This window comes from Mycobacterium sp. Dal123C01, assembly GCF_052566995.1.
In genome coordinates this window covers 3,208,580-3,234,854 of the sequence record NZ_CP199580.1, presented here as the reverse complement: position 1 = coordinate 3,234,854, position 26,275 = coordinate 3,208,580, and the positions used below count along the sequence as shown (strand labels likewise).

Below are 26,275 nucleotides of genomic sequence, written 5' to 3'. Positions count from 1 at the left end.
TTCAGCTTCACTGCGGGGTGCACCGCCCGCTTGGCTGGCCCAGCAGCTTGACGAAGATCGGGTTGCCCCCCTTGCCGTTGAGCTTGAGCAACACTTCGCAGAAATAGAAGCCGAAGTAGTCGCCGTTGAGCCCCTGCCGAGCCAGCACCTGATAGATGTCGGGAAGGTCCCTGAGCAGCGTGTCGACATAGTCGCGGTCGGAAAGTACCTGCCCAGACACCCGGTCGGTCTCGCGCACCACGTCCTTGATCGGCTGACGGGCCTGCACAAGCAGGCTGGCGACCGGCCCGGCCGCCGCGTTGATGTAGGCCAGCCCGGTGGAGATGTCGTCCTTGCGCTGCGCCAGGCCCTCCACGAACTGCGATAGCTTGTCCAAGCCGTCCGAGAACTCGCGGTCGCGCGTGCCGAAGGTGTGCAGCACGGTGTTCAGGTTGGTGATCAGCTCACCGATCAGCTGGCTGCGACCGGCCAGGGTCGAGGTCAGCATCGATGTCTGCGAAAGCACGGAGGCAAGGGTGCCCCCTTGCCCCTGGAAGATTCGAAGCAATTCACCGGACAGCGCATTGACCTGATCGGGATCCAGCGCGCGGAACAACGGGCGGAAGCCTCCGATCAGCGCGTCGATATCCAGGGCGGGCGATGTTCGGGCCAGGGGAATCGTCGTGCCCGGCGGCAGCCCGCGTGGGGGCCCGGGGCCCTCTTCGAGACCGAGGTAGCGGTCACCGATTAAGTTTTCATAGCGCACAACGGCTTTGGTGCCCTCGGTCAGTCGCACCCCTTTGTCCACTGTGAAGCCGACGGTGACTGTGCCGTCGTGATGCAGCGTGAGGTCGCCGACCTTGCCGACCTCCACCCCGGCAATGCGGACAAAGTTGCCGGACTTTAGACCGGAGATGTTCGTGAATACCGCGTTATAGCCGGTTCGGTCCTCGAAGCGCAGTTGCCCGAACACCGCAATGAGCGTGAACGTAAAGAGTAAGCAGACCGTGGTAAATATCGCGACACGGAAAATGATGCTGGAGAGTTTCCTTCTCATGGGGGCGGCGGCACCCCCCCGCGGTAGTTGAAGCGGGGCGCTTCCGGAGGATTCTTGGTGGTCGGGAAGTAGTTGGCCCACCATGGATTGCCCACCCACGGAGTGGTGCGGATCTCGTCGGGAGCAGCGCCCCAACCGGTGTCGGTCACCAGCGCACGCACTGGGAAGTTCGCACTCGGGTCGGGCAGCGAGCCACAGCTGGGCTTCCCGCCGGGCCCACCTGTCGCATTGACTTTGGGCAGGTGTCGCGGGAACCGGTACGGGTCGTCGCCGAAAAGCAGCGCGGCGTCGAGGATTACCGAGTAGCCGTTGCCGCCCAAGGCGTCTCGGCCGCCGTGGTCTACGTACCATTGCGCACCCTGGAACAGGCACGTGTAGGTCGGCGAGTATTTATTCAGCAGCGCCGTGGTCGGATCGAGAAGGTTGAAGGACCGAACGATATTGGATTCGTTTCTACCGATGACATTGATGCCCGTCTGACTCAAACCCACCGCCGACAACAGCAGGGAGTCGAGCGACCGCTGGTTTTCGGTGAGGGTGGTGCTGGTCGTCGCCGCCGAGTCGAGGATCGACAGGATATCCTGCGCCGCATCGGAATAGGTGGCCGTGGTCTTACCAAACAGCCGCCAGTCCCGATGGATCGCTTCCATGCGAGGGTTGACGGTGAGCAGCAGATCGTTCGCGCCGGTGATCGCCTGTCCAATTCGATCGCCCTTACCACGCACTGATTGCGCGAATGCCGACAAGATCGCGTTCAGCTTCGCCGGATCGAGGGCCTGGACCACCGATTGCAGATTCTCGAAGACAGTGTTGACTTCGACTGTGACATTGCGGGATTGGAGCACCGCGCCCGGCTTCAGGGGTGTTTGGCTGGGATGTTCGGGCACGATCAGGTCGACGTATTTCGACCCGAACGCAGTAGTCGATTTGATCTCCGCCTCAACGTTGCTCGGCAGATATTTGAATGGGCCTGGCTGCATCTTCAGCTGTAGCTGAGCCGCCTTCACGTCGGTGCCGATCGACGCGACCTGGCCGACTTCTACACCGCGCAACTTGACCTTCGCGCCATCTTCCATCACCAGTCCCGCCCTGTTCGAGACCAGCGTGAGCGGGATGAATGTTTGGAATTTGCCGGAGAACGCCCCTGCGGTCAGCGCGATCAGACCGCCGATGAGGATGAACAACGTCGGCGCCCACCAGATCGGGTCAATCCTGCTGTTGCGGACCCTATTTTGCCTCCCCGGCCCGCTCTCCCTGTGGGTGCTCATACGGCTACCCCGCCAGGTTGAAGTTGCCGGACTGCCCGTACACAGATAGCGAAATCATCAGGCACACAAACGCCGTCACAATCATCGATGACCGCACCGAACGACCGACGGCCTCCCCCACACCGGCGGGACCGCCCGAGGCGGTGAAACCGTAGTAGGTATGCACGACCATCACACCGGTCGCCATCGTCAGCGCCGATAAGAACGACCACAACAAGTCGCTAGGCCGCAGGAACGTGGCGAAGTAGTGCTCGTAGACGCCACGGGACTGGCCGTAAACATAAATCGTGAGGAACTTAGCCGCGATGAACGACATCAGCACGGCGACGGCGTAGAGCGGGATGACGACCAGGACGCCGGCGATAATCCGCGTGGATGCCAGATAGGTGACCGAACGGATACCCATCACCTCCAACGCGTCGATCTCCTCGTTGATGCGCATCGCGCCCAGCTGCGCCGTCGCTCCGGCACCGATCGTGGCGGCCAATGCCAACCCGGCCGTGCACGGCGCGATCATTCGGACGTTCAAGAAGGCCGACAGAAAGCCGGTCATCGCTTCGACCCCGATGTTGGACAGCGTGTCGTAGCCCTGTACCGCAACAAGGGCGCCGGTGGTCAGGGTGAGGAAGCCGATGATGCCGACGGTGCCCCCGATCACTGCGAGCGCACCGGTGCCCATACCCATTTCGGCGATCAGCCGCAGCAGTTCTCCCGGGTAGCGCCGTACCGCATCTCCGGTGGAGGCCAAAGACTTCCCATAGAACTGGGTCTGTTCGCCCAGCTTGCGGGTGGAAACCACCAGCCTGGGGCCAAGAGTGACGAACCAGGAGGGCTCACGCGCGACACTGGTCATTTGGCAGTCACCTTCACTCCCAGCGCGGTAGTCAGGATGTTGATGAAGAACAAGGCCATGAAGGAAAACACCACGGTCTCGTTCACCGCGTTCCCGACGCCGGTCGGGCCCCCGCCCACCGACAAGCCCTTGTAGCAGGCGATCAATCCCGCGGACAACCCGAACAATGTTGCCTTGATCAGCGAAATCACCACCTGCGGCAGACCGGTGACCAGGGTCATCCCGGCAATAAAGGCACCGGGCGTGACGTGCTGAACGAAGACCACGAAGACGTAGCTACCGACCAATCCGGTGACCGCGACCACCGAGTACAGCAGGACCGCAACGAAGGTGGCGGCGATGATACGCGGAACTACCAGAGCCTGAATGGGATTGACGCCGATAACCTTCATCGCATCGATTTCCTCACGGATGGTGCGCGCACCCAAGTCGGCGCACATCGCGGTCGACCCAGCGCCCGAAACGACCATCGCCGTGACAACCGGCCCGACCTGGGTCACCGACGCCAGGCCCGCGCCGGCGCCAGAGAGATCCCCGGCACCAATCTCGACGAGCAAAATGTTGAGGACGAACACGATGAGCACCGTGTACGGAATCGAGAGCATGATGGTCGGAAAAATCGACACCCGGGCGACGAACCAGATCTGCTCGAGAATCTCGCGCCAGGCCCACGGCCGCCGCAGCATGGTCACCAATGCTTCGGCGCTGAGCATAAAAAATTCGCCCAGCGCATTCATGGGCTTTGCTATGGCCGTGCCGTTCATCGAACCCGTCCAGAACGCAGACGGTCCATTCGGCTCATGCGGTCCCCCGTTTTCGTAATGATTTTTACTCGCCTGTAACTAGCCGGCCCGGTAAGGGTCAGCATTGTTTACACGTGGACCGCGCCGTCAGTTTGTACACATAGAACATCGCAAAAATTTACGGGCAAACCGATGCCCGACGTTAGAGTTGCAATCAACCAGAAGAAATCTGGCCGATAGCGATAACGCGGTCGGCCGGCGGCCGCCGCGTTCAGACAGAGGCTCTCGCCCTCAGGGTGGGGCGCGACGGCGACCCGGCCAGCGCGCCGCCAAGCTCGGAATGGCAAGGCGATCGTGGCGACGGCAGAAATCGACGCCGGACCGTTCGCTGGCGCTGAGGCTGAAAGCGCTGCGCGAATTTGTTTCCGCCATGTCGAAACCCACTTGAGCATTCGCGGCCGCCGTCGGAGTACGGCTATTGCCGCCGCACGTCACAATCGGCGATAAGTGAAGCCCAAAGCAACAGTTTCGTTCAGACCGAGCGCAATTACTTGGTCGGCAACGCGATTTCCGCCCGGTTAGGCCCGCTGCGTAGCAAACACGGCGGCACTCATATTCGCCGCCCGCTAGCCGACGTTCGAGCCACCCTCGGCGATCCGGCGCACCGCCTTGAGGAACACGTCGATCTCTTCGAACGTGTTGTAGAAGGCGAACGACGGACGAACCGTGGCTTCCAGGCCGTATCGGCGCAAAATTGGCTGCGCGCAGTGATGTCCGGCCCGGACCGCAATCCCTTCGGCGTTGAGCGCCTTGCCCACCTCGAGCGGCTCGTGTCCAGCCAGCACAAAGGACAGCACGCTGGCCTTCTCGTCCGCGGTGCCGATCAGGCGAACACCGGGGATGTCGGCCAAGCGCGGGGTCGCATAGTCGAGCAAGGCGTGCTCGTAGGCCGCGATGCGCTCGATGCCAACCCGCTCGACATAGCGCAGCGCCTCGCCCAATCCGACGGCATCGGCGATGTTGCCGGTGCCGGCCTCGAACTTGTTGGGAAGTCCTTGGTACAGCGAGCGTTCCAGGGTGACGTCGGCGATCATGTTGCCGCCGCCCTGCCACGGCGGCGTCTCGGCCAGCGCCTCCTCGGACCCGTACAGCACACCAATCCCGGTGGGGCCGTAGATCTTATGGCCGGAGAACACGAAGAAGTCGACACCGAGTTCGGCGACGTCGATTGGCAGATGCGGAATCGACTGAGCGCCATCGATCAGCACTCGCGCGCCGTATCGGTGACCGAGCTCGACGATCTTTTCCACCGGCGTCACCGTGCCGAGCGCGTTCGACACTTGGGTCGCTGCCACCAGCTTGGTCTTCGGACCCAGCAGGTCCTCGAACTCCGAGAGCAGCAGGTTACCGGCCTCATCAACCGGCGCAACCTTCAGAATGGCACCGGTCTGCTGCGAAAGCAGTTGCCAAGGAACGATATTGGCGTGGTGCTCCAGGTGGGTGATGACGATCTCGTCGCCCGGGCCCAGGTGCTTGCCGCCCCACGCGTAAGCCACCAGGTTGATGGCTTCGGTGGTGCCACGCACGAAGATGTTCTGCTCGGCCTTGGGTGCCCCGATGAACCGCCGCACGGTCTCGCGGGCCTCTTCGTAGGCATCGGTCGACCGGGCCGCCAACTCGTGCGCCGCCCGGTGGATGTTGGAGTTCTCGTGAGCGTAGAAGTACGACAGCCGGTCGATGACCACCTGCGGCTTCTGGGTCGTCGCCGCGTTGTCGAACCAAATCAGCGGCTTCCCGTTGATCGTCTCCTTCAGGATCGGGAAGTCCGCCCGGATCGCGTTGACGTCGAAGATCTCGTGGTCGTCGGGCAACTCCGGGACCGGGTCGGCTCCGGTGAGGAAGTGGTAGTCGTACCCGTCACCGGCCGGTGCGGTCGCAGCCGGCGCGGCGGGCACCGCGTCAGACCAGCCGACGTCGACGACCGACGGCGCCTCGGGTAGCCATTCGGTTCCCGAATAAGGCCCCGAATAAGGCAATGAGCCGCGCGGGGCCACCGGAGCGCTCGGCCCCGAGCCGGCCAGCACACCCGGCTGTGTCGAGACGAGGCCCTCCGTGGGGACAGCGAAGGCGCTGAGGTCGGCGATACCCGGCGGCAGGTAGGGATCGGCGACCCCGGCGGTCGTCCAGGCGGCCGACGGCGCCGCCGTCGTATCCGGGACGCTGCCGCGTGGGGCGACGGGCACCGCTTGCGGCAGCCCCTCAGGCCCGGGAGACGTCGGAGCGGGCAGGTAGATGTCGGTGAAGCCGATCGGCGGAAGCGGTGCCGGGAACGGATCCGACGTCCCGGCGGCCGCCCGGACCGCCGATGCCGCGGCCGTGGTGTCCGGCACGTTTCCGCGCGGGGCGACCGGCACTGTCTGCGGCGGGCTGTCCGGCCCCGGCCGGACGCTTGCCGCGTACAGCTGCGTGGCCAGCGCCGCAAGCTCCGCGGCGCTGACCGGCAGGTCGCTTTCGGCGTCTACCGACCGGTACTCACTTGTACTCATGGAACTGGTCCACAGCGACACCATCGAGGACGGCGAGCGCGTCGTCAGTGAGCACAGCCAAGGACGTGTAAAGCGTGACCAGATACCGTGCGATCGCCGACTGGTTGATGCCGGTGAAGCGCACTGACAGACCCGGTGCCTGCTCGCCGACCAGGCCCGGCTGGAACAGGCCCACCACTCCTTGGCGCTCCTCGCCGGTGCGCACCAGGATGATCTTGGTCTTGCCGTCTTCCACCGGCACCTTGTCCGACGGGATCAACGGAATGCCACGCCAGGTGATGAACTGCGCGCCGAACAGGCTGACGACGACGGGTGGGACACCGCGGTAGGTGGCCTCGCGCCCGAACGCGGCAACGCCTTGGGGGTGCGTCAGGAAGAAGCTGGGCGTCTTCCACACCCTGGTGATCAGCGCGTCAAGGTCGTCCGGCGTCGGCGCTCCGCCGAGCGTCTGGATCGTCTGCTCCGGAGTCGCCTGCGCCAGCAAGCCGTACTCGGGGCTGTTGACCAGCTCGAACTCCTGGCGCTCCTTGATGGTCTCGATGGTCAGCCGCAGCTGCTGGGTGATCTGGTCGTGCGGGCTGGAGTAGAGGTCGGAGACCCGGGTGCTGACATCGAGCAGCGTCGAAATCGTCCGCAGCGTGTATTCGCGCGGGCTGGTCTCGTAGTCGACGAAGGTCTCTTCCAGCGGAGTGTCGAGGGAGTCGCCCTCTTGCGTCGTCACGGCGACCCGCTCGGGGTTGACCACCCGGTTGACCCGGTAGATACCCGCTTCGACGGGGACCCAGCTCAGCAGGTGCAGCAGCCAGCGAGGGGTGATGGTCGATAGCTGCGGAACAGTCTTGGTCGCGTTGGCGAGCTGCCTGGCACCGAGATCCCCCAGTGCCTGAGACTCATTTTGAGCCGACGTCATGTTGGTCCTTCCGTCGTTGTTGATTACCTAGCACGGATGTAGAGCCACAGGCCACCAACCGAGAGCGCCGCATTGAGCCGAGGCAAGTGTAAAACTCATCGAGATTTTTTCGACCGCGGGGTGGGCACTAGTCGTCGAACGAGCCTGGTCGCGATGATGCCCTATAGTGGTCGAATGCACCACGCTGCACAGCTGCGCCTCATCCGCTCGCGCTGCCTTGCCGTGGACTGTTGTTGCTGTTGTTGATTTCCTGACGACCCAATTCTGACGTTGTAATCGTCGCGCTTTTTTCCCGCTAGCGGGCGTCCAAGCCCGCGCGTACGAAAGCGCGCAACAGTCGAAATCTTCCGGGAAGAACAACCAGCCATGACCGTGTTATCCATATCTAGCCGCGCACTGACGCCGGTGGCTACCCGCCAGCGCATCTTGGTCCAGCCGGCGACCGAGCTACCGCACATGACGCGCTACCGAGGCGGCACGTACTCCCACACCGTCGACAAGATCGTGTTCAGCGACGGCAGCACCGCGCGGACCGACCTGATCCGGCTCAACCCCAACCTGCGCGCGTATTCACTGGACTTCGCCGGCATCGCACCGCACCTGCCGTCGCGCTACCGCGTGGGGACCTGGTCGGCGCTGCCGCATCTGCGCAGGCGCGACTATGAAGCCGAGGTGGATTGGATTCTGCGCCACTCGTATCCGATGCGCACGACCGTGGACCTGAGTCAACAGTTGCGCCAGGCCGGTTACCCGCTGGGATACGCCAATCTCGACGAACACGAGGCCATCGCGGCTACCCAGGCCGCGATCTGGTACCTGACCAACGGCTTGGCCCTGGACACCAAGCCGCTGAACATTCCTGTCGCGGTGCACCGGGCACCCGGACCGGTGATCACCTTCGAATTCGACGGCCAACCCCAACTCGGCGGCTACTCGGTGTGGACCGCCTCCGACAGCGCCGTCACACTGCGACTGCAGAAGTCGGCCAATGGCGTTGACTGGCAAGATGTTTCCGGCTCACAACTGACGACGAGTCCAGCCAAGGGTCGCTACCAACGCGCGTTGGGAATAGGCAGCACCTTGTCGAGCAGCAGCCACGGTCACCGCGGACACGGCTACCGCTACTACCGGCTCATTGTCGAGGCAGAGGCCGGCACCACACCCAGGATCGGCCACGTGAGCTTCTGGCTGACCGGTACGCGCCACTACCGCAATGCCGACCGCGTTGTGCACCTCTACAACTACCTACTCTCCGGAGCGCTCAAGGCACCGCAGGAAGCCGACGAGCCCGTCCTCGTCGATACCGAGGCCACCGCCGGACCAGAGCTCGTAGGCCCATTTCGGGTGCGAATCCCTTTGACACTCAACGTTGCCGACGGTCACTCGCTGGTTGACGCCGACGGCTTCGCCATCGATGGGATCGTCCAACCGGGTACCGATTTCTACCTGCGCCCGGCGCCGGGCACCTCGGCGACGACGCTGACCGCGACACCTTCGCACCAAATCGCCGGGAAAGTTTTGGCCGGAGTGGCACCCGACGCGCCGGAACAATTCACTCCGGTGGCCCTCGCCGTGCCCGCCGACGTTGCAATCCACTTCGACATTCGCTGGAATGGCGTTTGTGAGCATCGCTGAGAACATCACGCAACTAATCGGCAATACCCCCCTGGTCCGGTTGAACCGGGTCACCGACGGAGCAGGCGCGGACGTCGTCGCCAAGCTCGAATCCTTCAACCCGGCCGCCAGCGTGAAGGACCGGCTCGGGGTAGCCCTGATCGACGCGGCCGAGGAAGCCGGTCTGATCAAGCCGGACACCATCATTCTCGAGCCGACGAGCGGAAACACCGGCATCGCGCTGGCGCAGGTCGCCGCGGCACGCGGCTACAAGCTTGTGCTGACCATGCCCGAGACGATGAGCATCGAGCGCCGCAAATTACTGCTGGCCTATGGTGCCGAACTGGTCCTGACTCCCGGCCCAGACGGCATGCCCGGCGCCATCGCCAAGGCCGAGGAACTCGCCAAGACCGACCAGCGCTATTTCGTGCCTCAGCAATTCGAGAACCCGGCCAACGCCGCCATTCACCGGAAGACCACCGCCGAAGAAATCTGGCGCGACACCGACGGGAAGATCGACATCTTCGTGTCCGGAGTCGGCACCGGCGGCACCATCACCGGGGTGGCCCAGGTCATCAAGGAACGCAAACCATCGGTGCAGATCGTGGCCGTGGAACCGGCCGCATCACCGGTGCTCTCCGGCGGCAAGAAGGGCCCGCACCCGATCCAGGGCATCGGCGCCGGATTTATCCCGCCGGTGCTCGATTTGGATCTGGTCGACGAGATCATCACCGTCGGAAACGACGACTCGGTCAACTTGGCCCGGCGGCTGGCCCGCGAAGAAGGACTGCTGGTCGGCATCTCCTCGGGTGCGGCCACCGTGGCGGCCCTGCAGGTGGCACGGCGCCCCGAGAACGCCGGGAAACTCATCGTGGTGATCCTCCCCGACTTCGGCGAGCGGTATTTGAGCACGCCGCTGTTTGACGACGCGGCCCAATAACCATGCTTGCGGCGATACGGCAGGACATCCAGGCTGCCATCGAGCGCGACCCGGCCCGGCCGACAGCGCTGCAAGTCATCTTCGCCTATCCCGGCGTACACGCCCTGTGGGGCCACCGGATCAGCCATTGGCTGTGGACCCGTGGCGCGCGTGTCGCCGCACGGATCGTCGGGGAGCTGACCCGCATTTTCACCGGGGTGGAAATCCACCCCGGTGCGGTGCTCGGCAACCGGTTGTTCATCGACCACGCCACCGGCGTCGTGATCGGCGAAACCGCCGAAGTGGGCGATGACGTCACGATCTACCACGGCGTGACGCTCGGCGGCATCAGCACGGATCCCGGGAAACGCCACCCGACCATCGGCGACCGCGTGATCATCGGTGCCGGAGCCAAGATACTCGGCCCGATCAAAATCGGCGATGACAGCCGCATCGGCGCCAATGCCGTTGTGGTCAAAGAAGTTCCGTCAAGCAGTGTGGTCGTCGGCGTGCCCGGGCAGATCGTGAGCCGATCCGGCCCGGCCGGCGAGGACGATTCACTGCCGGATCTGGTGGGTGTCAGCCTGCAACAGTTGCTCAGCAGGGTGGCGAGGCTGGAGGCTCAGAGCGAAAGTCCACAGAGTGGCCGGGTCATCCGGCCGCCGGAAGCCGGAGTGTGGCACGGCGAGGACTTCTCCATCTGAGGGCTATTGGGCCACTCGGCCGAATGTGCGCGCTGAGGATACCGGAGGCCGAGGCCCGAGCAAGGTTTAAATCGGTTGTGAGCCAAACAATTTGAATGCGCCTGGTGCGACGCGAATGTCCTATAGTGGTGTGATGCAACAGTTCACGGAACGCTTAGTCGTTCGCCGCTGCCTGGCAGCGCGCTGTTGTCGTTGACTGCCTGACGCCGGTCAGTGGGTGACACCTCGTGTCGGTCCCCAGTCCGGACGCTTTACTTGATTCCCTTGCCTTTCATGCTATTTCGACGGCATTCGCCAATTCGGCGTTAGACCAACTTTGAGACACATTCCGACCAGGAGATCAGATGATCGAAAGCCTAGTTAGCCAGCCACAACTGCGCCCCGGGCGCAGGCCAGACATTCGCGTTCTCGACACGGCGGTAGGGATAATCGTCGGCTGGCGCCGGTGCAACTCTCATGCCGCCTTCCGGGAACTGATCTCGGTCAGCGAGCGGCACCGGGTACCGATCTTCGCCCTAGCCGACGCCCTGGTAGCCCTAGCCGGCCGAGACGGCGATCCCAAGGCGGACATCGCCGCTCAGCTCGCCGCCGAGCGGGAATGGGGCCTGACTTACCTGCTGTGAGAGTGTCCGCACGTCGACTAGGCACGCAGCCGATCAACATCGGCTCGTCGCACGCGACGCGTGCGCAGCCAGAACGCCGCGACGGACTTCGGCCACAGCAGCGTGTTTCGGCCGGGGGTCAGTGAAGGCAGCGTTGACAAAATGCCACCTCCCTTGGTTGGCGGGCTTTCGGCGAAGCGAATCGGGCGACCTTCGTCTTGGGCAGCCGTAGCGGTTTCGGGCACTGTGCGCGCGTCTTATCGGCCCTGGAAATCCGGCTTCTCGCCGGTGAGGAATGCACGCTGACCCCGCGCCCAGTCGTCGGACCTACACAGGTAGCTGAATGTCTCGGTTTCGAAGGGGATGTTGTCGTTCAACGGCCGGCCGACTCCACGAAGGATGGTTTGTTTGGCGGCTCGTACCGCCAGTGGGCCGTTGGAGGCGATCGTTTGTGCGATGGCGATGGCGTCCCGCATGAGGTGCTGCGGTTCGACGATCTTGGTGACGAAGCCGATTCGGAGTGCTTCCTCGGCGTCGTAGATTCGGCCGGTCAGGATCAGTTCCATCGCGCGGCCGAGCCCGATGATGCGCGAAAGTCGTGAACAACCGCCGTCGCCGGGCATCAGCCCCCACTTGATCTCCTGATGGCCAAATCGCGCGTGCGGCACGGTGATCCGGATATCGCAGAACTCGGCGAGTTCGTGCCCACCGGCGATGCAGTCGCCGTTGATCGCGGCGATGATTGGCGTGTTGATCGTGTAGCCACCTGAGACTCCCGCCCATCCCGGTCCTTCCAATGCGCGGCGGCGGTTGTCCTCGTCGCTGGCGTCTCGGATGTAGGGGATGAGTTTCTTTAAGTCCGCACCGGCAGAGAACGCGGAGCCTTCGCCGGTGATGATCGCAACGCGGATGTTGCGATCGGCTTTGATGCGGTCCCAGGCGGCTAGCGTGGCGGCGGACTGCTCGACGTCGAACGCATTGCGTTGGTCTGGCCGGTTCAGGGTCACGATGGCGATGTGGTCTCGCACCTCGTATTTGACGACGTCGGTCTCGGTGAGTGCGTCAGTCACTGGGAATCCTTTCAATAATGAACGTCTAATTAAGTAATTTCGCTAGTCGTAAAGTTTGCTCGAAGACGGCTGCGCGACACCGGACTTACGGGTTCAGCACGTCATCCCACCGATTTGGCCCCCGCTGACGGTCAACACGTGGCCCTGGACGTAGTCGGAGGCGGGTGATGCTAGCCATGCGACCGCTTCTGCGATGTCAGAGGCCAGACCAACACGTCCCAACGGATTGGTGGCTATTGCAGTGTCGCGTACGGCGTTCGAGATGCCGAGTTGGTGTGTTCGGCCGCCGACGTCGATACGGTTGTCGGGCTCCGGACTGGCGGTCAGCCGCGTTTCGATGAAGCCGGGGGCCACCGCATTGACGTTGATGCCAAGGTGTCCCCATTCCTTGGCCAGCGCCTTGGTCATCGCGATTGTCGCGCCCTTGGCGGCGGAGTAATTGATTTGGCCGCCCTGGCCCATCAGGCCGGCCAGCGACACCACGTTGACCACCTTGCGGTGCTCGAGCCGATTCGCGGCGATCTCCTGCTTGGCGGCAGCGCGCATCGGCTTGGCCGCCGCACGCAGTAGGCGGAAAGGTACGACGGTGTGGATGTCGAGCATGGCCTGGAACTGTTCGTCCGACATCGTGTGCACTGGGCCGTCCCAGGTGTACCCGGCATTGTTGACCACGATGTCCAAGCGGCCGTGCGCACGCACTGCGGTATCGACAACCGTGCCCGGGGCCTCAGGGGCGGTCAGGTCCACGGCCACCGGTGTCGAAGGCCCCGGCAATTCCGCAGCCGCACAGCGCAACTCGACGTCGTCGATGTCAGCGAGTACCACCGTGGCACCACGCGCGGACAGTTGTCGGGCAATCGCAGCGCCGATGCCGCGGGCGGCGCCGGTGACGATCGCGACTTTGCCGGTGAGGTCCTCGGTCATCGCTGTTCTCCCTCGGCCTGGTGGGGGGTGAGGGCCGCGGTGAGCAGGTCGGCCGCGAGTTTCAGCGTGGCGGTGTGTTGCGGGTGACCGCCGGTGCGGTTCTTGATGTCCTCGACCTGGATGGTCCCGACGACGATGCCCCAGATCACGTCCGCAAGCGGCGCGACCGGCACATCCCGAATCAACCCTTTCTGCACGGCGGTGCGCAGGATCGAGCGCGCCAGCGTAAAGTCCTGTCGCCCTTGGATATCCAGGGCGGCGACGGTGGCCGGGTCCAGGGTCTCCACCAGCCGGGTCTGATGGAGTAGTTGAGTAAGCCGAAACTGTGCCGGGTCGGTGCGGTATGGGGTGAGCACCGCGTCGAGGTACTCGCGGATCAGTTCGTGGCAGCTGCCGATCAACCCGGCCTCGAGGTCTCGCTGGACGGCCTGCAGTTGGGTCCCGATGTCGGCGAATACCGGAAGCATCAGTGTGAGCAGCAGCTCGTCTTTCGTGTGGAAGTATCCATAGAGCGTGGGCTTGGTGATCTCGGCCCGAAGCGCCACTTCCTCCATCGTGGAACCGGCGAACCCCCGCGTGCTGAACGTCTCCTGCGCTGCGGCCAGGATGCTGTCCCGTCGCGCGATACGCTCACGCTCGCGCCGGCCGCGCGCCACCACCGATAACTCGTTTGCTCGCGCCATCACTGCTGCTCCGTTCGCCTCGCGCGTAATTCCTGCTTCTGCGTCTTCCCCATTGCATTCTTGGGCAATGCGTCGACCACCTCGACTCTGCGCGGCACCTTGAAGGCCGCAAGATGTTCTCGGACATAGGATTCGACCTCGTCGGGTGTGACGTCGCCGACGACGAAAGCGACCGGGATCTCACCGCGATAAGGATCGTCCTCCCCCACGACAGCCGCATCGATGATTCGCGGATGCTGCAGCAGCGTCGCCTCGATCTCCGCTGGCGCGACGTTGTAACCGGAGACGAACAGAAGGTCCTTCTTGCGGTCGACGTAGCGCAGGGCGTCGTGTTGATCGAGGTAGCCGATATCGCCAGTGCGCAGCCAGCCCGTCGGCGCCGAACGCCGCCTCCGTGTCCTCTGGCCTGCCCAGATAGCCTTTGGACACCTGCAGGCCGCGGAACTCAATCTCGCCCTCGACCTCACGAGCCACCACAGACCCGTCGACGGTGACCCGCATCTCTCCGACGACCGGCACACCGAGCGTGCCGGGAGTGGGTTTACCGGGCAGACCATTGAACGTCCCGAGGCTGTTCAGTTCGCTCATCCCCCATCCCCCGTTCCTGTCGCCGCTTCCCATCGCTGCGGCAAGGCCGCAGGGATGGGGGCCGCGCCCGTCGAGCAGACCCGAATGCCCGACAGATCGGTGTGATTCAATCCGTGCTTCAACAGGGCCACGTAGAAGGTGGGCGGACCGAAGAGCACGTTGAGCGAATGTCGTTGCACGCAGCGCAACACATCGCCCGGGTCGAACAACGGCCGCGGGATGACAGTCCCCCCACGCACAAAGGTCGGCAGCGAATACACAAAGAAGCCCCCGGTGTGGAACAGCGGCAGGATGGACAGGGTAACCGGGATGCTCACACCCGGCATGGCCAACGTGTGTGTGACGGCATTGTGCATCAGGTTGTAGTGGGACTGCAGGACGCCCTTGGGACGGCCGGTGGTGCCGGCCGTGTACACGATCTGGCCGATCTGCTCTCGCACGTCGGCGACGCGAGCGGGGTCCAGCAACGGCTGGGCCGCCATCATCTCGTCGAGAAGTGCCGGCGCGGCGCCGGCCCGGCGCTCGGGCGATGGCCACCACGCGTCCAGCCCCGGGTACGGGACGAAGTCAGGGTCGGCCAGATCGGTGATCGACACGGTGAACACAGTCGCCTGGCTGCGCCCGTCCGCCGCCTGCTCGATGACAGGCAGTAGCTGGTCGAGGCAGATGATGACGCGGGGCGCGGCGTCATCGAGCAGGAAGCGCACCTCCTCGGCGCGGTACATGACGTTGACGCCGCAGTGCACCGCACCGAGGCGGGCGAGCGCGAAGAAGATCACCCAATGCATCGCTGAGGTGGGCACCATCACGGCAACGACGTCGCCGCGGCTCACTCCGCACCCGCGCAGGACGGCGGCCGCGCGACCGACGAGCTCGTGCAGCTCGCCGTAGCTCATGCTGCGGTCCAGCGCGTAGCGCTCGGCCTCGGCGAGCCACGTCGCGGGGTAGCCGAGCCTCTCAAACCACTGGACGAGATTTCCCTTCATCTTACGAATCGTAAACTATTCGACTAACCGTAGCAATCCGGTCCGATCCGGAGCGGCGCCCGCACTGGACGGACGCGCCCACACGTCCCACGGATCCGGTCGGCTGCGATGCGCGCGCGGCGTATTCGCCGCGGATGGTGATCGCAGGCACAGCGATGGCGGTAATGGGGTTGCGCCGCTACACCTTTGGGCGGCCGCCGCGGCAGAGTCCTACCGGCCGGCTGTTCGGCAACGGTTCCCGGGTGTCCAGGTGACAAGGTTTTGTCGCCTAGCGCTGTGTGTAACGCTTGTCGGGAGCTCCGGCCACGATGCCCCACGACGCGCCAGAGGGCCGATGACCAACTCTCGACTGATTAAGAACCCCAGGGTTTAGAGCTTGGCGTGCGCACGGAGCGGGCTGGCTCGGTGAATCCTTCAGCTCCGGCCTTGACGGAAAGGGTCGCCGGTATCTGACGTGGCTCCCCCGGGTGGACTCGAACCACCAACCCTTCGGTTAACAGCCGAATGCTCTGCCAATTGAGCTACAGGGGAATAACCGGTGTCCACGCGAACTCTGGCGCGGATCGCTGGACGACTCTAGCGTACCGACACACGGTCGCCCAAGTTCAGGGCCGGCCCCTCGTTCCCAGCTAGATCGATCGGGGGCGCGCGCTCCCAGCCGGGTGAGGCAGGATGGACGCATCCGCACGTTCGTGGGAGGGGCGCTTTGATCCGATATGTCGTCGTGCTCGGGCTGGGGTACGTGCTGGGCTCGAAAGCCGGACGCCGGCGATACGAGCAGCTCGCCGCTGCGTATCGCACGCTGACCAGTAGTCCGATGGCCCAGTCGGTGATCGAAGGCGGGCGCCGCAAGATCGCGAATCGGATCTCACCCGACGCGGGGTTTGTCACCGTGGCCGAGATCGACAACGAGACGGCCGTGGTGCAGCGCGAAGTCGAGCGGCCGGCCGATCAGGCCCTTACACCGTCAGATCGTCGCCGCTAGCCTGCTCCAGCAGGCTGCGACGGTATGCCTCCATCGCGACCAGGTCGCCGAACAGCGCGTGATACTCGTCGCCTTGCTCAACGGGTGACATGCGCTGCAGCTTGGACTTGACCTCGGCGATCTGCCGGCCCATCCAGACCTCCTGCAGACGGGCCAGCACCCCGGCGACGTAGCGGGGCAGTCTCTCGTCATCGGCGGTGACAACCTCCACCCCGAGCTCGTTGATCAGGCTGGCGGTCAGAGTCGACGTGGTCTTTTGGCGCACCGCATCGATCCACTGTGCGCCGGTGATTCCGGTCGACGTGCCGCCGGCCGCGTCGATGGCCGCGCGCACGGCCGCATACCCGGGGTGGGTGAAGCTCTCGACGGTCAGCGTGTCGAACACCGGGCCGGCGAACGCCGGGTACTGCAACGCCGACTTGAGCGCCTCGCGCTGCGGCCAGAGTGTGGGGTCGCGCGGGTCAGGACGCGCGGCGGGTTCGGCCGGGCCGCTTTCGGCCGGCTGCTCGGCGCCTCGACGGCGCGCATTCGGTGCGAAACTGCCCCGGGCCGCGGGGGCCTGGGAGTTTTTCGCGTCGGTCCGCACCCGGTCAATGATCTGCGCGACGTCGGCCCAACCAACCCAGCCGGCGAGCTGGCGGGCGTACTCGTCGCGCAGCGTGGGGTCTTTGATCTGGGCCACCATCGGTACGCAGCGGCGCAGCGTGGCGACCCTGCCTTCGGCGTTCTCCAGGTCGAACTCGGCCATCGCGGTGCGAATCGCGAACTCGAACAACGGGGTTCGTCGTGCCACCAGGTCGCGCAGCGCCCCGTCGCCGGACTTGAGCCGTAGGTCGCAGGGATCCATGCCGTCCGGGGCGACCGCGACAAAGGACTGCCCCGCCAGATTCTGCTCGCCGCCGAAGGCCTTGATCGCGGCCGCGCGGCCCGCCGCGTCGCCGTCGAACACGTAGATCAGTTCACCGCGAAAGAAGCTGTCGTCCATCATCAGGCGGCGCAGCATCGCCAGGTGCTCGTCGCCGAATGCGGTGCCGCACGACGCGACCGCGGTGGCGACCCCGGCCAGATGCATCGCCATCACGTCGGTGTAGCCCTCGACGACGACCGCCTGGTGTCCCCTGGCGATGTCGCGTTTGGCCAAGTCGATGCCGAACATCACCGACGACTTCTTGTAGAGCAGCGTCTCGGGCGTATTGACGTACTTGGCTTCCATCGGGTCGTCATCGAACAGCCGCCGGGCACCGAAGCCGATCACTTCACCGGCCGAGGTGCGGATGGGCCACAGCAGCCTGCGGTGAAAGCGGTCCATCGGCCCGCGGCGCCCCTCCCGGGACAGGCCGGCGGCTTCGAGCTCTTTGAACTCGAAACCCTTGCGCTGCAGATGTTTTGTCAGCGTCTCCCACCCCGACGGCGCGAATCCGCAGCCGAAGTGCCGGGCGGCCTCGGCGTCGAAGTTTCGTTCCGTCAGATACTGGCGGGCCGGTGCCGCCTCGTCGGACTCCAGCGCCGCCGCATAGAACTCGGCCGCGGCGGCGTTCGCGGCGATGAGCCGACTGCGGCTGCCGCGATCGCGCTGCACGCTGGTGGCCGGGCCGCTGTAGGTGATCGTGTGCCCGATCCGGTCCGCGAGCAGTTCGACGGCTTCGACAAAGCTGACGTGTTCGATCTTCTGGATGAACGCGTACACGTCACCGCCTTCGCCGCAGCCGAAGCAGTGGAAGTGACCATGGTTGGGGCGGACATGAAACGACGGGGACTTCTCGTTGTGGAAGGGGCACAAGCCCTTCAGCGAGTCCGCGCCCGCGCGTCGCAGCTGGACGTAGTCGCCGACGACTTCCTCGATGTGGGCACGTTCGCGGATGGCGGCGATATCGCGATCGGAGATCCGGCCAGCCATCGGCCTAGTCTAGGACGCCGGATCCTGCAGCGGTGACGACCAGCTCAGCTGGCCGGGCCGATCACGCCGCAGGCAACGCGGTCCATCGCCATATCGCTGTCCTGCGGGCCATGGATCATCAGGGCCGTCTTGTTTCCAGCCAGTAGCTCGTCCCGGGTGAACGCATCGGTGGTGGTCACCAGGTATGCGGACCCGTCCTGGCGCACCTCGAGCGACGTCAGGTCGCCGCTTTCGGGCTTTCCAGAATGCCCGGGCGCCTGGTAGTGGCCGCCGGCGGACAGGAAGTTTCCGGGCGGCCCACCGGTCGGAGCGACCGAATTGGGCTCACATTTTCCGACCTCGTGGACGTGCAGGCCGTGGAAACCGGGCGCGAGGATGCCGGGGGTGTCCGTCTTGACGGTGACGGTGAGGTAGCCGTTGGTGACGTCGATGGTGGCCGTGGCCACCTGCCGACCGTCCGGAGCCTTTAGTTGGGTGGAGAGGGCTTGGCCACTGGGCGCCGGGCTCGATGTCGCCGGCGAGCCGCTGACGACCGCTGGAGTGGTGCCCGGCTGGGTGCTCGCGTGCTGGGGCGAACTGCAGGCGCTGATCGCCACGATCGGAAACGACAACAGGGCGGCAACGGCGGTGTTTCTGCTCATGCCCGCAGCCTAACCTTGTGGACTCCGGCCGAAAAGTGCCGTCAGGGGCTCGTCGGGTGGGTATCGATTCGCTCCAGCCGACCTTCGGTGTACGAGGCGATTTGGTCGATGATGACCCGCAACCGGGCGCCGTCGTCGGCGGCGGTGGTGAAGGTCGAAGCAAACATCGGATCAAGCGTTCGCGGCGCCCCGGCATACAGCCATTGCGCCACCTGGTGAATGCGGTCGCGCTGCCGCGCCTGAGTTTCCAGATGTCGCGGGTCGGACATGATGAACTGCAGCGCCAGAATCTTCAGCAAGGCGACTTCGGCGCGCACCAAATCCGGCACCTGCAGAACGGCATGGAAACGCACCAGCGGCCCGGGACCGGCGGCCGCACGCGTCGTCGCGATCGCGGCCGAGGCGAACCTGCCGACCAATTCACTGGTCAGCTGCTTGAGTGCGACCGCGGCGACCAGGGTGGCGTCGTACTTGCCGACCGCGGCGACCACAGGAAGCCCCGACAGCCGGCGCGCGGCGGCCATGAAATCGTCGGCGCTCACCCGGGAGTATTCACTCTCCCCCAGCTTGGCCAGGGCCGCCGCCTCATCGTCATCGGCCAGTACCCGCAGATCGATGCGCTGTGAGACGACGCCGTCCTCGACGTCGTGCACCGAGTAGGCGACGTCGTCGGCCCAGTCCATCACCTGTGCTTCCAGGCACATTCGGCCTTGCGGGGCACCTGCGCGCATCCAGTCCGCCGCCTCACGGTCCTCTTCGTAGAACCCGAACTTGCGTCTCCCGTTTCCCAGCCCGTCACGACGCGTCCACGGATATTTCGTGACCGCGTCCAGCGAAGCGCGAGTGAGGTTCAGTCCCGCGCTATTGCCTTGATCGTCAAGCACTTTGGGCTCAAGGCTGGTCAGGATCCGGAAATTCTGGGCATTGCCCTCGAAGCCGCCGTACTTGTCAGCGACCTCATTGAGCGCGCGCTCGCCGTTGTGTCCGTAGGGCGGATGCCCGATGTCATGGGCCAACCCGGCCAGCTCGACGAGATCGAGATCGCAGCCCAGCCCGATGGCCATGCCGCGGCCGATCTGTGCGACCTCGAGTGAGTGCGTCAGCCGGGTGCGCGGGGTGTCCCCTTCACGAGGCCCGACAACCTGCGTCTTGTCCGCCAACCTGCGCAACGCGGCACTGTGCAGCACCCGCGCCCGATCCCGGGCGAAGTCGCTGCGGTGCTGACTTTCCGTGCCCGGCAAGCCCGCGGTCTTCGGCGCTTCAGCTGCCCGTCGTTGACGGTCGAAGTCGTCGTATGGGTCTTGCGGGTTCGTGATCACCGACGCACAGTCTGCCAGGGAATGCCGGGAAGTGGCCCCGCTCTGCCTCGCGCCGCATCCGGGCTCGGGACCCCGCCTCGCCGTGCGGACCGGTGTTGTCGCGAGGCTAAATTGACGTATGCGCACTGGCCGCCTGTTCGGCGTGATCCTGACAATGCTCATCACCGGGCTGCTGCTGGCGCCGACGGCCGGCGCGCAGCCCCCGTTCCGGCTGCCGGGGTATGTCACCGACAACGCGGGCGCACTGTCGGTCTCCGGTCGCGCCAACGTGGCCGCGGCCGTAGACAAGCTCTACGCCGACCGCCACATCCGGCTGTGGGTGGTCTATGTCAACGACTTCTCCGGCCAGAGCGCGGCGAGCTGGGGGCAGCGCACCATCCACGAGAGCGACTTGGGTACGTATGACGCGTTGCTCGCCGTCAGCACCACCGGACGCGCGTATGCCTTTCTGGTGCCGTCCGGGGTGAAGGGCGTGACCCAAACTCAGGTGGACGACCTTCGCTATAACCAGATCGAACCCGCTCTGCGCGACGGTGACTGGAGTGGGGCCGCAGTTTCGGCGGCGAACGGCCTCAATTCGAAGCCGAATTCGTCGAGCCGCGTCTGGTTGCTGGCCACCCTCGGCGGGATCGTGATCGCGGTGGTGGCCCTGGGGCTCGTCATGCGTTATCGCCGCGGGCGACGCCGTGCCGCCGAATTATCAGCCGCCCGGCGAGTCGACCCGACCGACCCGACCGCGCTGGCCGCCGTGCCGCTGGGCGCACTCGACGACTTGTCGCGCTCGATGGTGGTGGAGGTCGACAACGCGGTGCGCACCAGCACCAACGAACTCGCCCTGGCGATCGACGAGTTCGGCGCCCCGCGCACCGAGCCTTTCACTGCGGCCGTCAATAATGCCAAAGTGGCTATGTCCCAAGCTTTTACGGTGCGCCAACAACTCGACGACGCCACACCCGAGACGCCGGCGCAGCGACGCGAGCTGCTCACCCAGGTGATCGTGTCAGCGGCCGGCGCCGACCGCGAACTGGAAGCACAAACCGAGGCGTTCGAGAAGTTACGGGATCTGGTGGTCAACGCCGCGACGCGGCTCGACGCCTTGACCCAGCAGGTCGTCGAACTCACCGCTCGCGTCGAGCCGGCCAAACAGCGGCTAGTCGAGCTGAACAAGGAATTCGGCCCTGCGGCACTGACTTCGGTGTCGGGCAATATCGCAACCGTCAAGGAGCGGCTGGCCTTCTCCGACCGCAATATCAGCTCGGCCCGGGCGCTGGCCGACCACGCCGTCAGCGGACAGCAGGGCGGTTTGGTCGATGCTGTGCGCGCCACCGAGTCGGCGCTCGGACAGGCTCGCGCTCTACTCGACGCGGTGGACAGCGCGGCCGACGACATCCGGCATGCCGTCGATACGTTGCCGTCGGTGCTGACCGACATCAAGGCGGGCATCCAGCACGCCACCGAGCAATTGCAAAGGGAGAAACCCAAATCCGCGCATACCAGCGAGCTGGTCGCGGCCCGCGACGCCGCCACCAGAGCCGTTGACGCGGCTGGCGGCGGATCCGCCGATCCGCTGGGCACGTTCGCACAAGTGGCCAGGGCCGACGCCGATCTCAACCGGCTGTTGGCCACGCTGGCCAAGGAACAGGCGGACGCCGAACGACTCAATCGTTCGCTTGAACAGGCGTTGTTCACCGCCCAGGCACGGGTGCGAGGTGTCGCCGAGTACATCGACACGCGCCGCGGCGGTATCGGGCCCGATGCTCGAACTCGGCTCGCCGAAGCCGAACGGCATCTCGAAGCCGCACACGACAAGAAGTCGACCAACCCGACCGAGGCGATTGCCCACGCCAATGCGGCGTCGGCGCTGGCGGCCAACGCGCAGTCGCTGGCCAACGCCGACGTGGTGTCCGCTCAGCGCGCTTACACCCGCCGCGGGGGCAATGACACCGGCGCAATGCTCGGCGGGATCATCATCGGCGACCTCCTCAGCGGAGGGGTGCGAGGCGGATTCGGCGGCTGGAGCCCCACGTCGTTCGGCGGCTCTGCGCACTCGTCGCCGGGTGGCTCCGGCGGCGGCTTCATGGGCGGCGGCGGGCGTTTCTGACCGCGGCAGCAATAAAGGCGCACCGATGATTCGGCGCGCCCCTCCGATCGAAATCGCTTAGGCCACTGTTCTTTAGCTACCTGGATTCAACCCATTGACGTGTCGTACCCATTGGCCGACCGTCTTTCGATCTCAACCAGCCGCAGGCGAATGGGGGACAAATTTGTTGGATCGCGCCACTTTGAAGCGAGGTTCAGCTTCGCCTTCAAAGTCGCCCCACGCGTGTTCTTTCTTTTCGCTCATGCCGTCGGCCGCCGCCTCTGAATCCGGCCCGTCGGTCACCTCGCCCTCGGCATCGGCGCGCTCTTCGCGCACCGGCGCCCAGTGGTCGTAGTCATCCGGCGGAACAGCCACGCCCCAACTGAGCGGAACTGTTAAGCGACCGAGCATGCCCGATTCCCCCCGAAGCGCCGACACCGAATCGTCCGGCAGGGGTGAACCAAGAGGCAATAGCACAATGGCCCCCTTTCCACACCCGAAACTCTGTTCACACAAACCCCAACGGCGTGCCAATCACCGCCGAGTTTTTTCATCGTAAATCAAATCCCGGAAAATTGTTGGAATTTCCGATTTCGTCGCCGGCCATCCTGAAAATCCAGTCACGGGTGGCAACCTGCGACGGCGACCGGTGTCGAGCCGGTCGATCGTGGCGCCGGCGACCCACGACCGCCTGGTGCGACGCGCCGCGCAGAGCCGGGCGCGCAGGGTCAATGCGAAAAGTGTTGCTCGGCAGGGGTTCTGCGGCTAGACGGTGGCCCGGCCGGGATGGCTGCATCCGCGCTGCCCTCCGCCGCGCTGCCTGCGGACGAGGGCAACGGGTCGGACTCCGCCGCGGACCACCCGCACCTGTACTGAGGACGTCCCGAGATTGCTGCGGACGCAATGATTCGCCGTAGCAAACCGTACCTAATCGTTTGATTAAGCGGTTAACTGATTAATACGAGTCGGAAACATGTCGGGATATTCGCCAGGCGCCCGATTCATTCGTTTGGCCGCACCGGCAATTGCCTCCGGTCCGCTCAGGCGCCCTTGCGAGGCACTACCTTGGGCCGGCCCTGCACGACGTGGGGCGGACTTTCCCCGGCACGACCCAGCATTTCGGCCGGTTTGTCATTCGCGGTGCCCGCCCGCGCCGGCACCGGCATGCCACCGGGGGATCCGACCGGCTCCGCCACGGCGCCAGGCACTGCCGCCCCCGTCATCGCCGAGCTGATGATCGGGGCCGGAGTCGACCCCTGCCACACCGAGGGCACCGATATCGCCCCCACCAACCGCGCCCGGCCAAGGCTGGCCGAGATCGACGAACCCCAACCGCCGCCGCTGCCGAGCACGTTCGTCGCCGGAGCGGTCGAACTGACGTACTGCGACGCATTGGCGGCGGCCACGTTCGTCGCACCTGCCAGCGACGTAGCAGGTGCGGTGCCTTGCGTCAGCGCCATCATCGGGGACATCAGCGCGCTCGCCGGATACATCCCGATCTGGGCCACCGACATGAACGACGACACGGGCGCGGACGAAACTATCGACCCCACCTGGGTCAGCGCGGACTGAATCGCGCCCACCGCTGACGAGAAGCCCGGGCCGAATAGTTGACCGCCCACCGACGACAACGCCCCGGCGAACTGCGAGGCCAGACTGCTCAGGGGCGTCGTGAACAATCCCGCCAGACTCGCCGGCGCCGAACTGATCGACGGCAGCGCCGACATGACCGATTGCGCGCCCGCGTGATACCCGAACATGGCCATCACATCCTGCAGCCACATCTCGATGTATTCGAATTCGGTGGCCGCAATCGCTGCGGTGTTCTGGCCCAGAATGTTCGTCGCGATCAATGCCATCAGCTGGACGCGATTGGCTGCCACCGCCACGGGTGGCACCGTCGCCGCGAATGCCCCCTCGTACGACATCGCCGCCACCCGGGCCTGCAGGGCAGACATGGAGGCGTGCGCCGCCGCACCGTGCAACCACTGCAAGTACGGTCCTGCGGCCTGAGTCATCGACTCCGAGGCCGGACCCATCCACTGCCCATTCGACGCCAGGCCCGAGACCACCGAGTCGAAAGACGACGCCGACGCCCACATCTCGGAGGCCAAGCCGTCCCACGCCGCGGCAGCAGCCAGTAGCGGCCCAGAACCGGCGCCGGCATACATCAGGGCCGAGTTGATCTCCGGCGGCAAGAAAGCAAAATCCAGAACCATCTAGTACCTCGACACCCAGCCGTTTCTACGGCCTTACACCGCACCCCAACAGTCACTACAGCAACTGGACACTTGTATAAGACTAAGGGTGGATCGTAGGGCAGCACTACTCCAAAATTGACGGGTTTGTCGAAACGGCTAAAACCCCAGGTCGCTAGCAGCCCTTGAGCCGAACCGCCAGGTAGTCAGCGACGGCGTCCATCGACACCCGCTCCTGCGTCATCGCGTCGCGGTCGCGCACGGTGACGGCGTTGTCCTCCAGCGAGTCGAAATCCACCGTGACGCAGAATGGCGTTCCGACCTCGTCCTGGCGCCGATAGCGGCGCCCGATCGCGCCGGCGTCGTCGAAATCGATGTTCCAGGATTTCCGCAACTCGGCGGCCAAGTCGCGAGCTTTGGGGCTCAAGTCGGCATGCCGGGACAACGGCAGCACCGCGGCCTTGACCGGCGCCAGCCGCGGATCCAGGCGAAGCACCGTGCGCTTGTCCGTGCCGCCCTTGGCGTTCGGGGCTTCGTCCTCGGCGTAGGCATCGATCAAAAACGCCATGAACGACCGAGTCAGCCCGGCCGCCGGTTCGATCGCGTACGGCGTGTACCGAGTGTCACTGACCTGGTCGAAGAACGACAGGTCGGCGCCGGAATGCTTTGCGTGCGTTGATAAGTCGTAGTCAGTTCGGTTCGCGATGCCTTCCAGCTCGCCCCACGGATTACCTTGGAATCCAAATTTGTACTCGATGTCGACGGTGCGGTCGGAATAGTGCGACAGCTTCTCTTTGGGGTGTTCGTAGAGCCGCAGGTTCTCGGGGTTGATACCGAGGTCGAGATACCACTGCCGCCGGGCGTCGATCCAGTATTGGTGCCATTCCTTGGCGGTCGACGGCTCGACGAAGAACTCCATCTCCATCTGCTCGAACTCGCGGGTCCGGAAGATGAAGTTGCCCGGGGTGATCTCGTTGCGGAAGCTCTTGCCGATCTGCCCGATACCGAACGGTGGCTTGCGCCGTGCGGTCGTCACCACGTTGGCGAAATTGACGAAGATGCCCTGCGCGGTCTCCGGCCGCAGATAGTGCAGCCCCTCCTCGGTCTCGATGGGTCCGAGGTAGGTCTTGAGCATCATGTTGAATTCGCGCGGCTCGGTCCATTGACCGGGCTCGCCGGTCTCCGGGTCGCGGATATCGGCCAGGCCGTTGGGCGGCGGGTGTCCGTGTTTGGCCTCGTAGGCCTCGATCAGATGGTCGGCGCGGTAGCGCTTGTGAGTGATCAACGACTCCACCAGCGGGTCGTGGAACACCTCGACGTGGCCCGAAGCCACCCACACCTGCCGGGGCAGGATGATTGACGAGTCGAGTCCCACGACGTCGTCGCGACCGGTGACTACCGTGCGCCACCACTGTCGTTTGATGTTCTCTTTGAGTTCGACGCCCAGCGGGCCGTAGTCCCACGCCGACTTGGTGCCGCCGTAGATCTCACCCGAGGGATAGACGAATCCGCGCCGTTTGGCGAGGTTAACGACGGTGTCGATGACGGACGCCACGGGGTGGTCCACTCCCTTTCCGGATAACTCAGACGCGCGGGCCGGCGAATCGTCGCCCACGAAACCTCAGCAATGGTATCGACCGCGCCGTGGTTCTTTGACATGCGTCATCATGCATGTGACAGTGGAAGTCGTTCCCTACAGTGGGCACTCC

23 protein-coding genes and 1 tRNA gene are annotated in these 26,275 nt (G+C 64.9%); 6 read left to right on the top strand and 18 right to left on the bottom strand.

Going from position 1 to position 26,275, the window contains the following annotated elements; all coding sequences use genetic code 11:
• Window positions 1-7 precede the first annotated feature (7 nt).
• The 6 genes from ACTXG5_RS15310 to ACTXG5_RS15285 form a co-directional block, all read right to left on the bottom strand.
• Window positions 8-1,036 (bottom strand): MCE family protein, encoded by a 1,029-nt coding sequence (locus ACTXG5_RS15310; RefSeq protein WP_445159618.1) that lies wholly within the window; start codon window positions 1,034-1,036, stop codon window positions 8-10.
• Window positions 1,033-2,304, bottom strand: coding sequence for an MCE family protein (locus ACTXG5_RS15305; RefSeq protein ID WP_445159617.1), 1,272 nt, complete (start codon window positions 2,302-2,304; stop codon window positions 1,033-1,035). Before ACTXG5_RS15305 ends, ACTXG5_RS15310 begins: the two co-directional genes overlap by 4 nt.
• A gap of 4 nt (window positions 2,305-2,308) precedes the next feature.
• Window positions 2,309-3,157 (bottom strand): ABC transporter permease, encoded by an 849-nt coding sequence (locus ACTXG5_RS15300; protein WP_445159616.1) that lies wholly within the window; start codon window positions 3,155-3,157, stop codon window positions 2,309-2,311.
• The gene (locus tag ACTXG5_RS15295; RefSeq protein ID WP_445159615.1) at window positions 3,154-3,921 is read right to left on the bottom strand and encodes an MlaE family ABC transporter permease; all 768 of its coding nucleotides are present in this window, start codon (window positions 3,919-3,921) and stop codon (window positions 3,154-3,156) included. Before ACTXG5_RS15295 ends, ACTXG5_RS15300 begins: the two co-directional genes overlap by 4 nt.
• Before the next feature lie 605 nt (window positions 3,922-4,526).
• Complete coding sequence (locus ACTXG5_RS15290) at window positions 4,527-6,446, bottom strand: family 2A encapsulin nanocompartment cargo protein cysteine desulfurase (RefSeq protein WP_445159614.1); 1,920 nt, start codon at window positions 6,444-6,446, stop codon at window positions 4,527-4,529.
• Complete coding sequence (locus tag ACTXG5_RS15285) at window positions 6,433-7,356, bottom strand: family 2A encapsulin nanocompartment shell protein (RefSeq protein ID WP_445159613.1); 924 nt, start codon at window positions 7,354-7,356, stop codon at window positions 6,433-6,435. The genes ACTXG5_RS15290 and ACTXG5_RS15285 overlap by 14 nt, the downstream gene beginning before the upstream one ends.
• A 366-nt stretch (window positions 7,357-7,722) precedes the next feature.
• Here ACTXG5_RS15285 and ACTXG5_RS15280 point away from each other — a divergent pair, with 366 nt between their 5' ends.
• The 4 genes from ACTXG5_RS15280 to ACTXG5_RS15265 all read left to right on the top strand — a co-directional run bounded on the left by ACTXG5_RS15280 (window position 7,723) and on the right by ACTXG5_RS15265 (window position 11,216).
• A complete protein-coding gene (locus ACTXG5_RS15280; RefSeq protein ID WP_445159612.1) occupies window positions 7,723-8,991 on the top strand; it encodes a thioester domain-containing protein in 1,269 nt (422 codons plus the stop codon).
• The gene (cysK, locus tag ACTXG5_RS15275; protein ID WP_445159611.1) at window positions 8,978-9,910 is read left to right on the top strand and encodes a cysteine synthase A; all 933 of its coding nucleotides are present in this window, start codon (window positions 8,978-8,980) and stop codon (window positions 9,908-9,910) included. Before ACTXG5_RS15280 ends, cysK begins: the two co-directional genes overlap by 14 nt.
• Window positions 9,911-9,912: 2 nt before the next feature.
• Window positions 9,913-10,593 (top strand): serine O-acetyltransferase, encoded by a 681-nt coding sequence (gene cysE, locus ACTXG5_RS15270; RefSeq protein WP_445159610.1) that lies wholly within the window; start codon window positions 9,913-9,915, stop codon window positions 10,591-10,593.
• Window positions 10,594-10,937: 344 nt separating this feature from the next.
• Window positions 10,938-11,216 (top strand): ANTAR domain-containing protein, encoded by a 279-nt coding sequence (locus ACTXG5_RS15265; RefSeq protein ID WP_445159609.1) that lies wholly within the window; start codon window positions 10,938-10,940, stop codon window positions 11,214-11,216.
• 236 nt (window positions 11,217-11,452) lie between these two features.
• Here the strand turns inward: ACTXG5_RS15265 and ACTXG5_RS15260 are convergent, their stop codons facing one another.
• The 6 genes from ACTXG5_RS15260 to ACTXG5_RS15235 all read right to left on the bottom strand — a co-directional run bounded on the left by ACTXG5_RS15260 (window position 11,453) and on the right by ACTXG5_RS15235 (window position 15,977).
• Window positions 11,453-12,265 carry an enoyl-CoA hydratase/isomerase family protein gene (locus tag ACTXG5_RS15260; RefSeq protein ID WP_445159608.1) on the bottom strand — a complete coding sequence of 271 codons (813 nt, stop codon included), beginning with the start codon at window positions 12,263-12,265 and terminating at the stop codon, window positions 11,453-11,455.
• A 93-nt stretch (window positions 12,266-12,358) separates the two neighbouring features.
• Window positions 12,359-13,189, bottom strand: a complete 831-nt coding sequence (locus ACTXG5_RS15255) for an SDR family NAD(P)-dependent oxidoreductase (RefSeq protein ID WP_445159607.1) — start codon at window positions 13,187-13,189, stop codon at window positions 12,359-12,361.
• Window positions 13,186-13,872 (bottom strand): TetR/AcrR family transcriptional regulator, encoded by a 687-nt coding sequence (locus tag ACTXG5_RS15250; protein WP_445159606.1) that lies wholly within the window; start codon window positions 13,870-13,872, stop codon window positions 13,186-13,188. The genes ACTXG5_RS15255 and ACTXG5_RS15250 overlap by 4 nt, the downstream gene beginning before the upstream one ends.
• Complete coding sequence (locus tag ACTXG5_RS15245) at window positions 13,872-14,321, bottom strand: class I adenylate-forming enzyme family protein (protein ID WP_445159605.1); 450 nt, start codon at window positions 14,319-14,321, stop codon at window positions 13,872-13,874. The genes ACTXG5_RS15250 and ACTXG5_RS15245 overlap by 1 nt, the downstream gene beginning before the upstream one ends.
• A gap of 135 nt (window positions 14,322-14,456) precedes the next feature.
• A complete protein-coding gene (locus tag ACTXG5_RS15240; RefSeq protein ID WP_445159604.1) occupies window positions 14,457-15,446 on the bottom strand; it encodes an AMP-binding protein in 990 nt (329 codons plus the stop codon).
• Between the two features lie 455 nt (window positions 15,447-15,901).
• Window positions 15,902-15,977: transfer RNA gene (locus ACTXG5_RS15235), tRNA-Asn, on the bottom strand.
• Between the two features lie 175 nt (window positions 15,978-16,152).
• Here ACTXG5_RS15235 and ACTXG5_RS15230 point away from each other — a divergent pair.
• The gene (locus ACTXG5_RS15230) at window positions 16,153-16,431 is read left to right on the top strand and encodes a hypothetical protein (RefSeq protein WP_445159603.1); all 279 of its coding nucleotides are present in this window, start codon (window positions 16,153-16,155) and stop codon (window positions 16,429-16,431) included.
• Here ACTXG5_RS15230 and dnaG read toward each other — a convergent pair.
• The 3 genes from dnaG to ACTXG5_RS15215 are packed head-to-tail and all read right to left on the bottom strand — an operon-like array spanning window position 16,406 to window position 20,288.
• Window positions 16,406-18,328 (bottom strand): DNA primase, encoded by a 1,923-nt coding sequence (dnaG, locus tag ACTXG5_RS15225; protein WP_445159602.1) that lies wholly within the window; start codon window positions 18,326-18,328, stop codon window positions 16,406-16,408. The two genes, ACTXG5_RS15230 and dnaG, sit on opposite strands and share 26 nt — an antisense overlap.
• A 44-nt stretch (window positions 18,329-18,372) precedes the next feature.
• On the bottom strand, window positions 18,373-18,969 hold the full coding sequence (gene sodC, locus ACTXG5_RS15220; RefSeq protein ID WP_445159601.1) for a superoxide dismutase[Cu-Zn]: 597 nt from the start codon (window positions 18,967-18,969) through the stop codon (window positions 18,373-18,375).
• Between the two features lie 41 nt (window positions 18,970-19,010).
• Complete coding sequence (locus tag ACTXG5_RS15215; RefSeq protein WP_445159600.1) at window positions 19,011-20,288, bottom strand: deoxyguanosinetriphosphate triphosphohydrolase; 1,278 nt, start codon at window positions 20,286-20,288, stop codon at window positions 19,011-19,013.
• A 118-nt stretch (window positions 20,289-20,406) separates the two neighbouring features.
• Here ACTXG5_RS15215 and ACTXG5_RS15210 point away from each other — a divergent pair, with 118 nt between their 5' ends.
• Window positions 20,407-22,389, top strand: coding sequence for a TPM domain-containing protein (locus ACTXG5_RS15210; RefSeq protein ID WP_445159599.1), 1,983 nt, complete (start codon window positions 20,407-20,409; stop codon window positions 22,387-22,389).
• A gap of 132 nt (window positions 22,390-22,521) precedes the next feature.
• On the opposite strand, the gene ACTXG5_RS15205 is transcribed toward ACTXG5_RS15210, so the two are convergent.
• The 3 genes from ACTXG5_RS15205 to ACTXG5_RS15195 form a co-directional block, all read right to left on the bottom strand.
• Entirely contained in the window at window positions 22,522-22,779 is a 258-nt protein-coding gene (locus tag ACTXG5_RS15205) for a hypothetical protein (RefSeq protein WP_445159598.1), read from the bottom strand.
• 629 nt (window positions 22,780-23,408) lie between these two features.
• On the bottom strand, window positions 23,409-24,587 hold the full coding sequence (locus ACTXG5_RS15200) for a PPE family protein (RefSeq protein ID WP_445159597.1): 1,179 nt from the start codon (window positions 24,585-24,587) through the stop codon (window positions 23,409-23,411).
• Window positions 24,588-24,741: 154 nt separating this feature from the next.
• Window positions 24,742-26,133: a glycine--tRNA ligase gene (locus ACTXG5_RS15195; RefSeq protein ID WP_445164435.1), complete on the bottom strand. Its 1,392-nt coding sequence runs from the start codon at window positions 26,131-26,133 to the stop codon at window positions 24,742-24,744.
• Window positions 26,134-26,275: the final 142 nt, after the last annotated feature.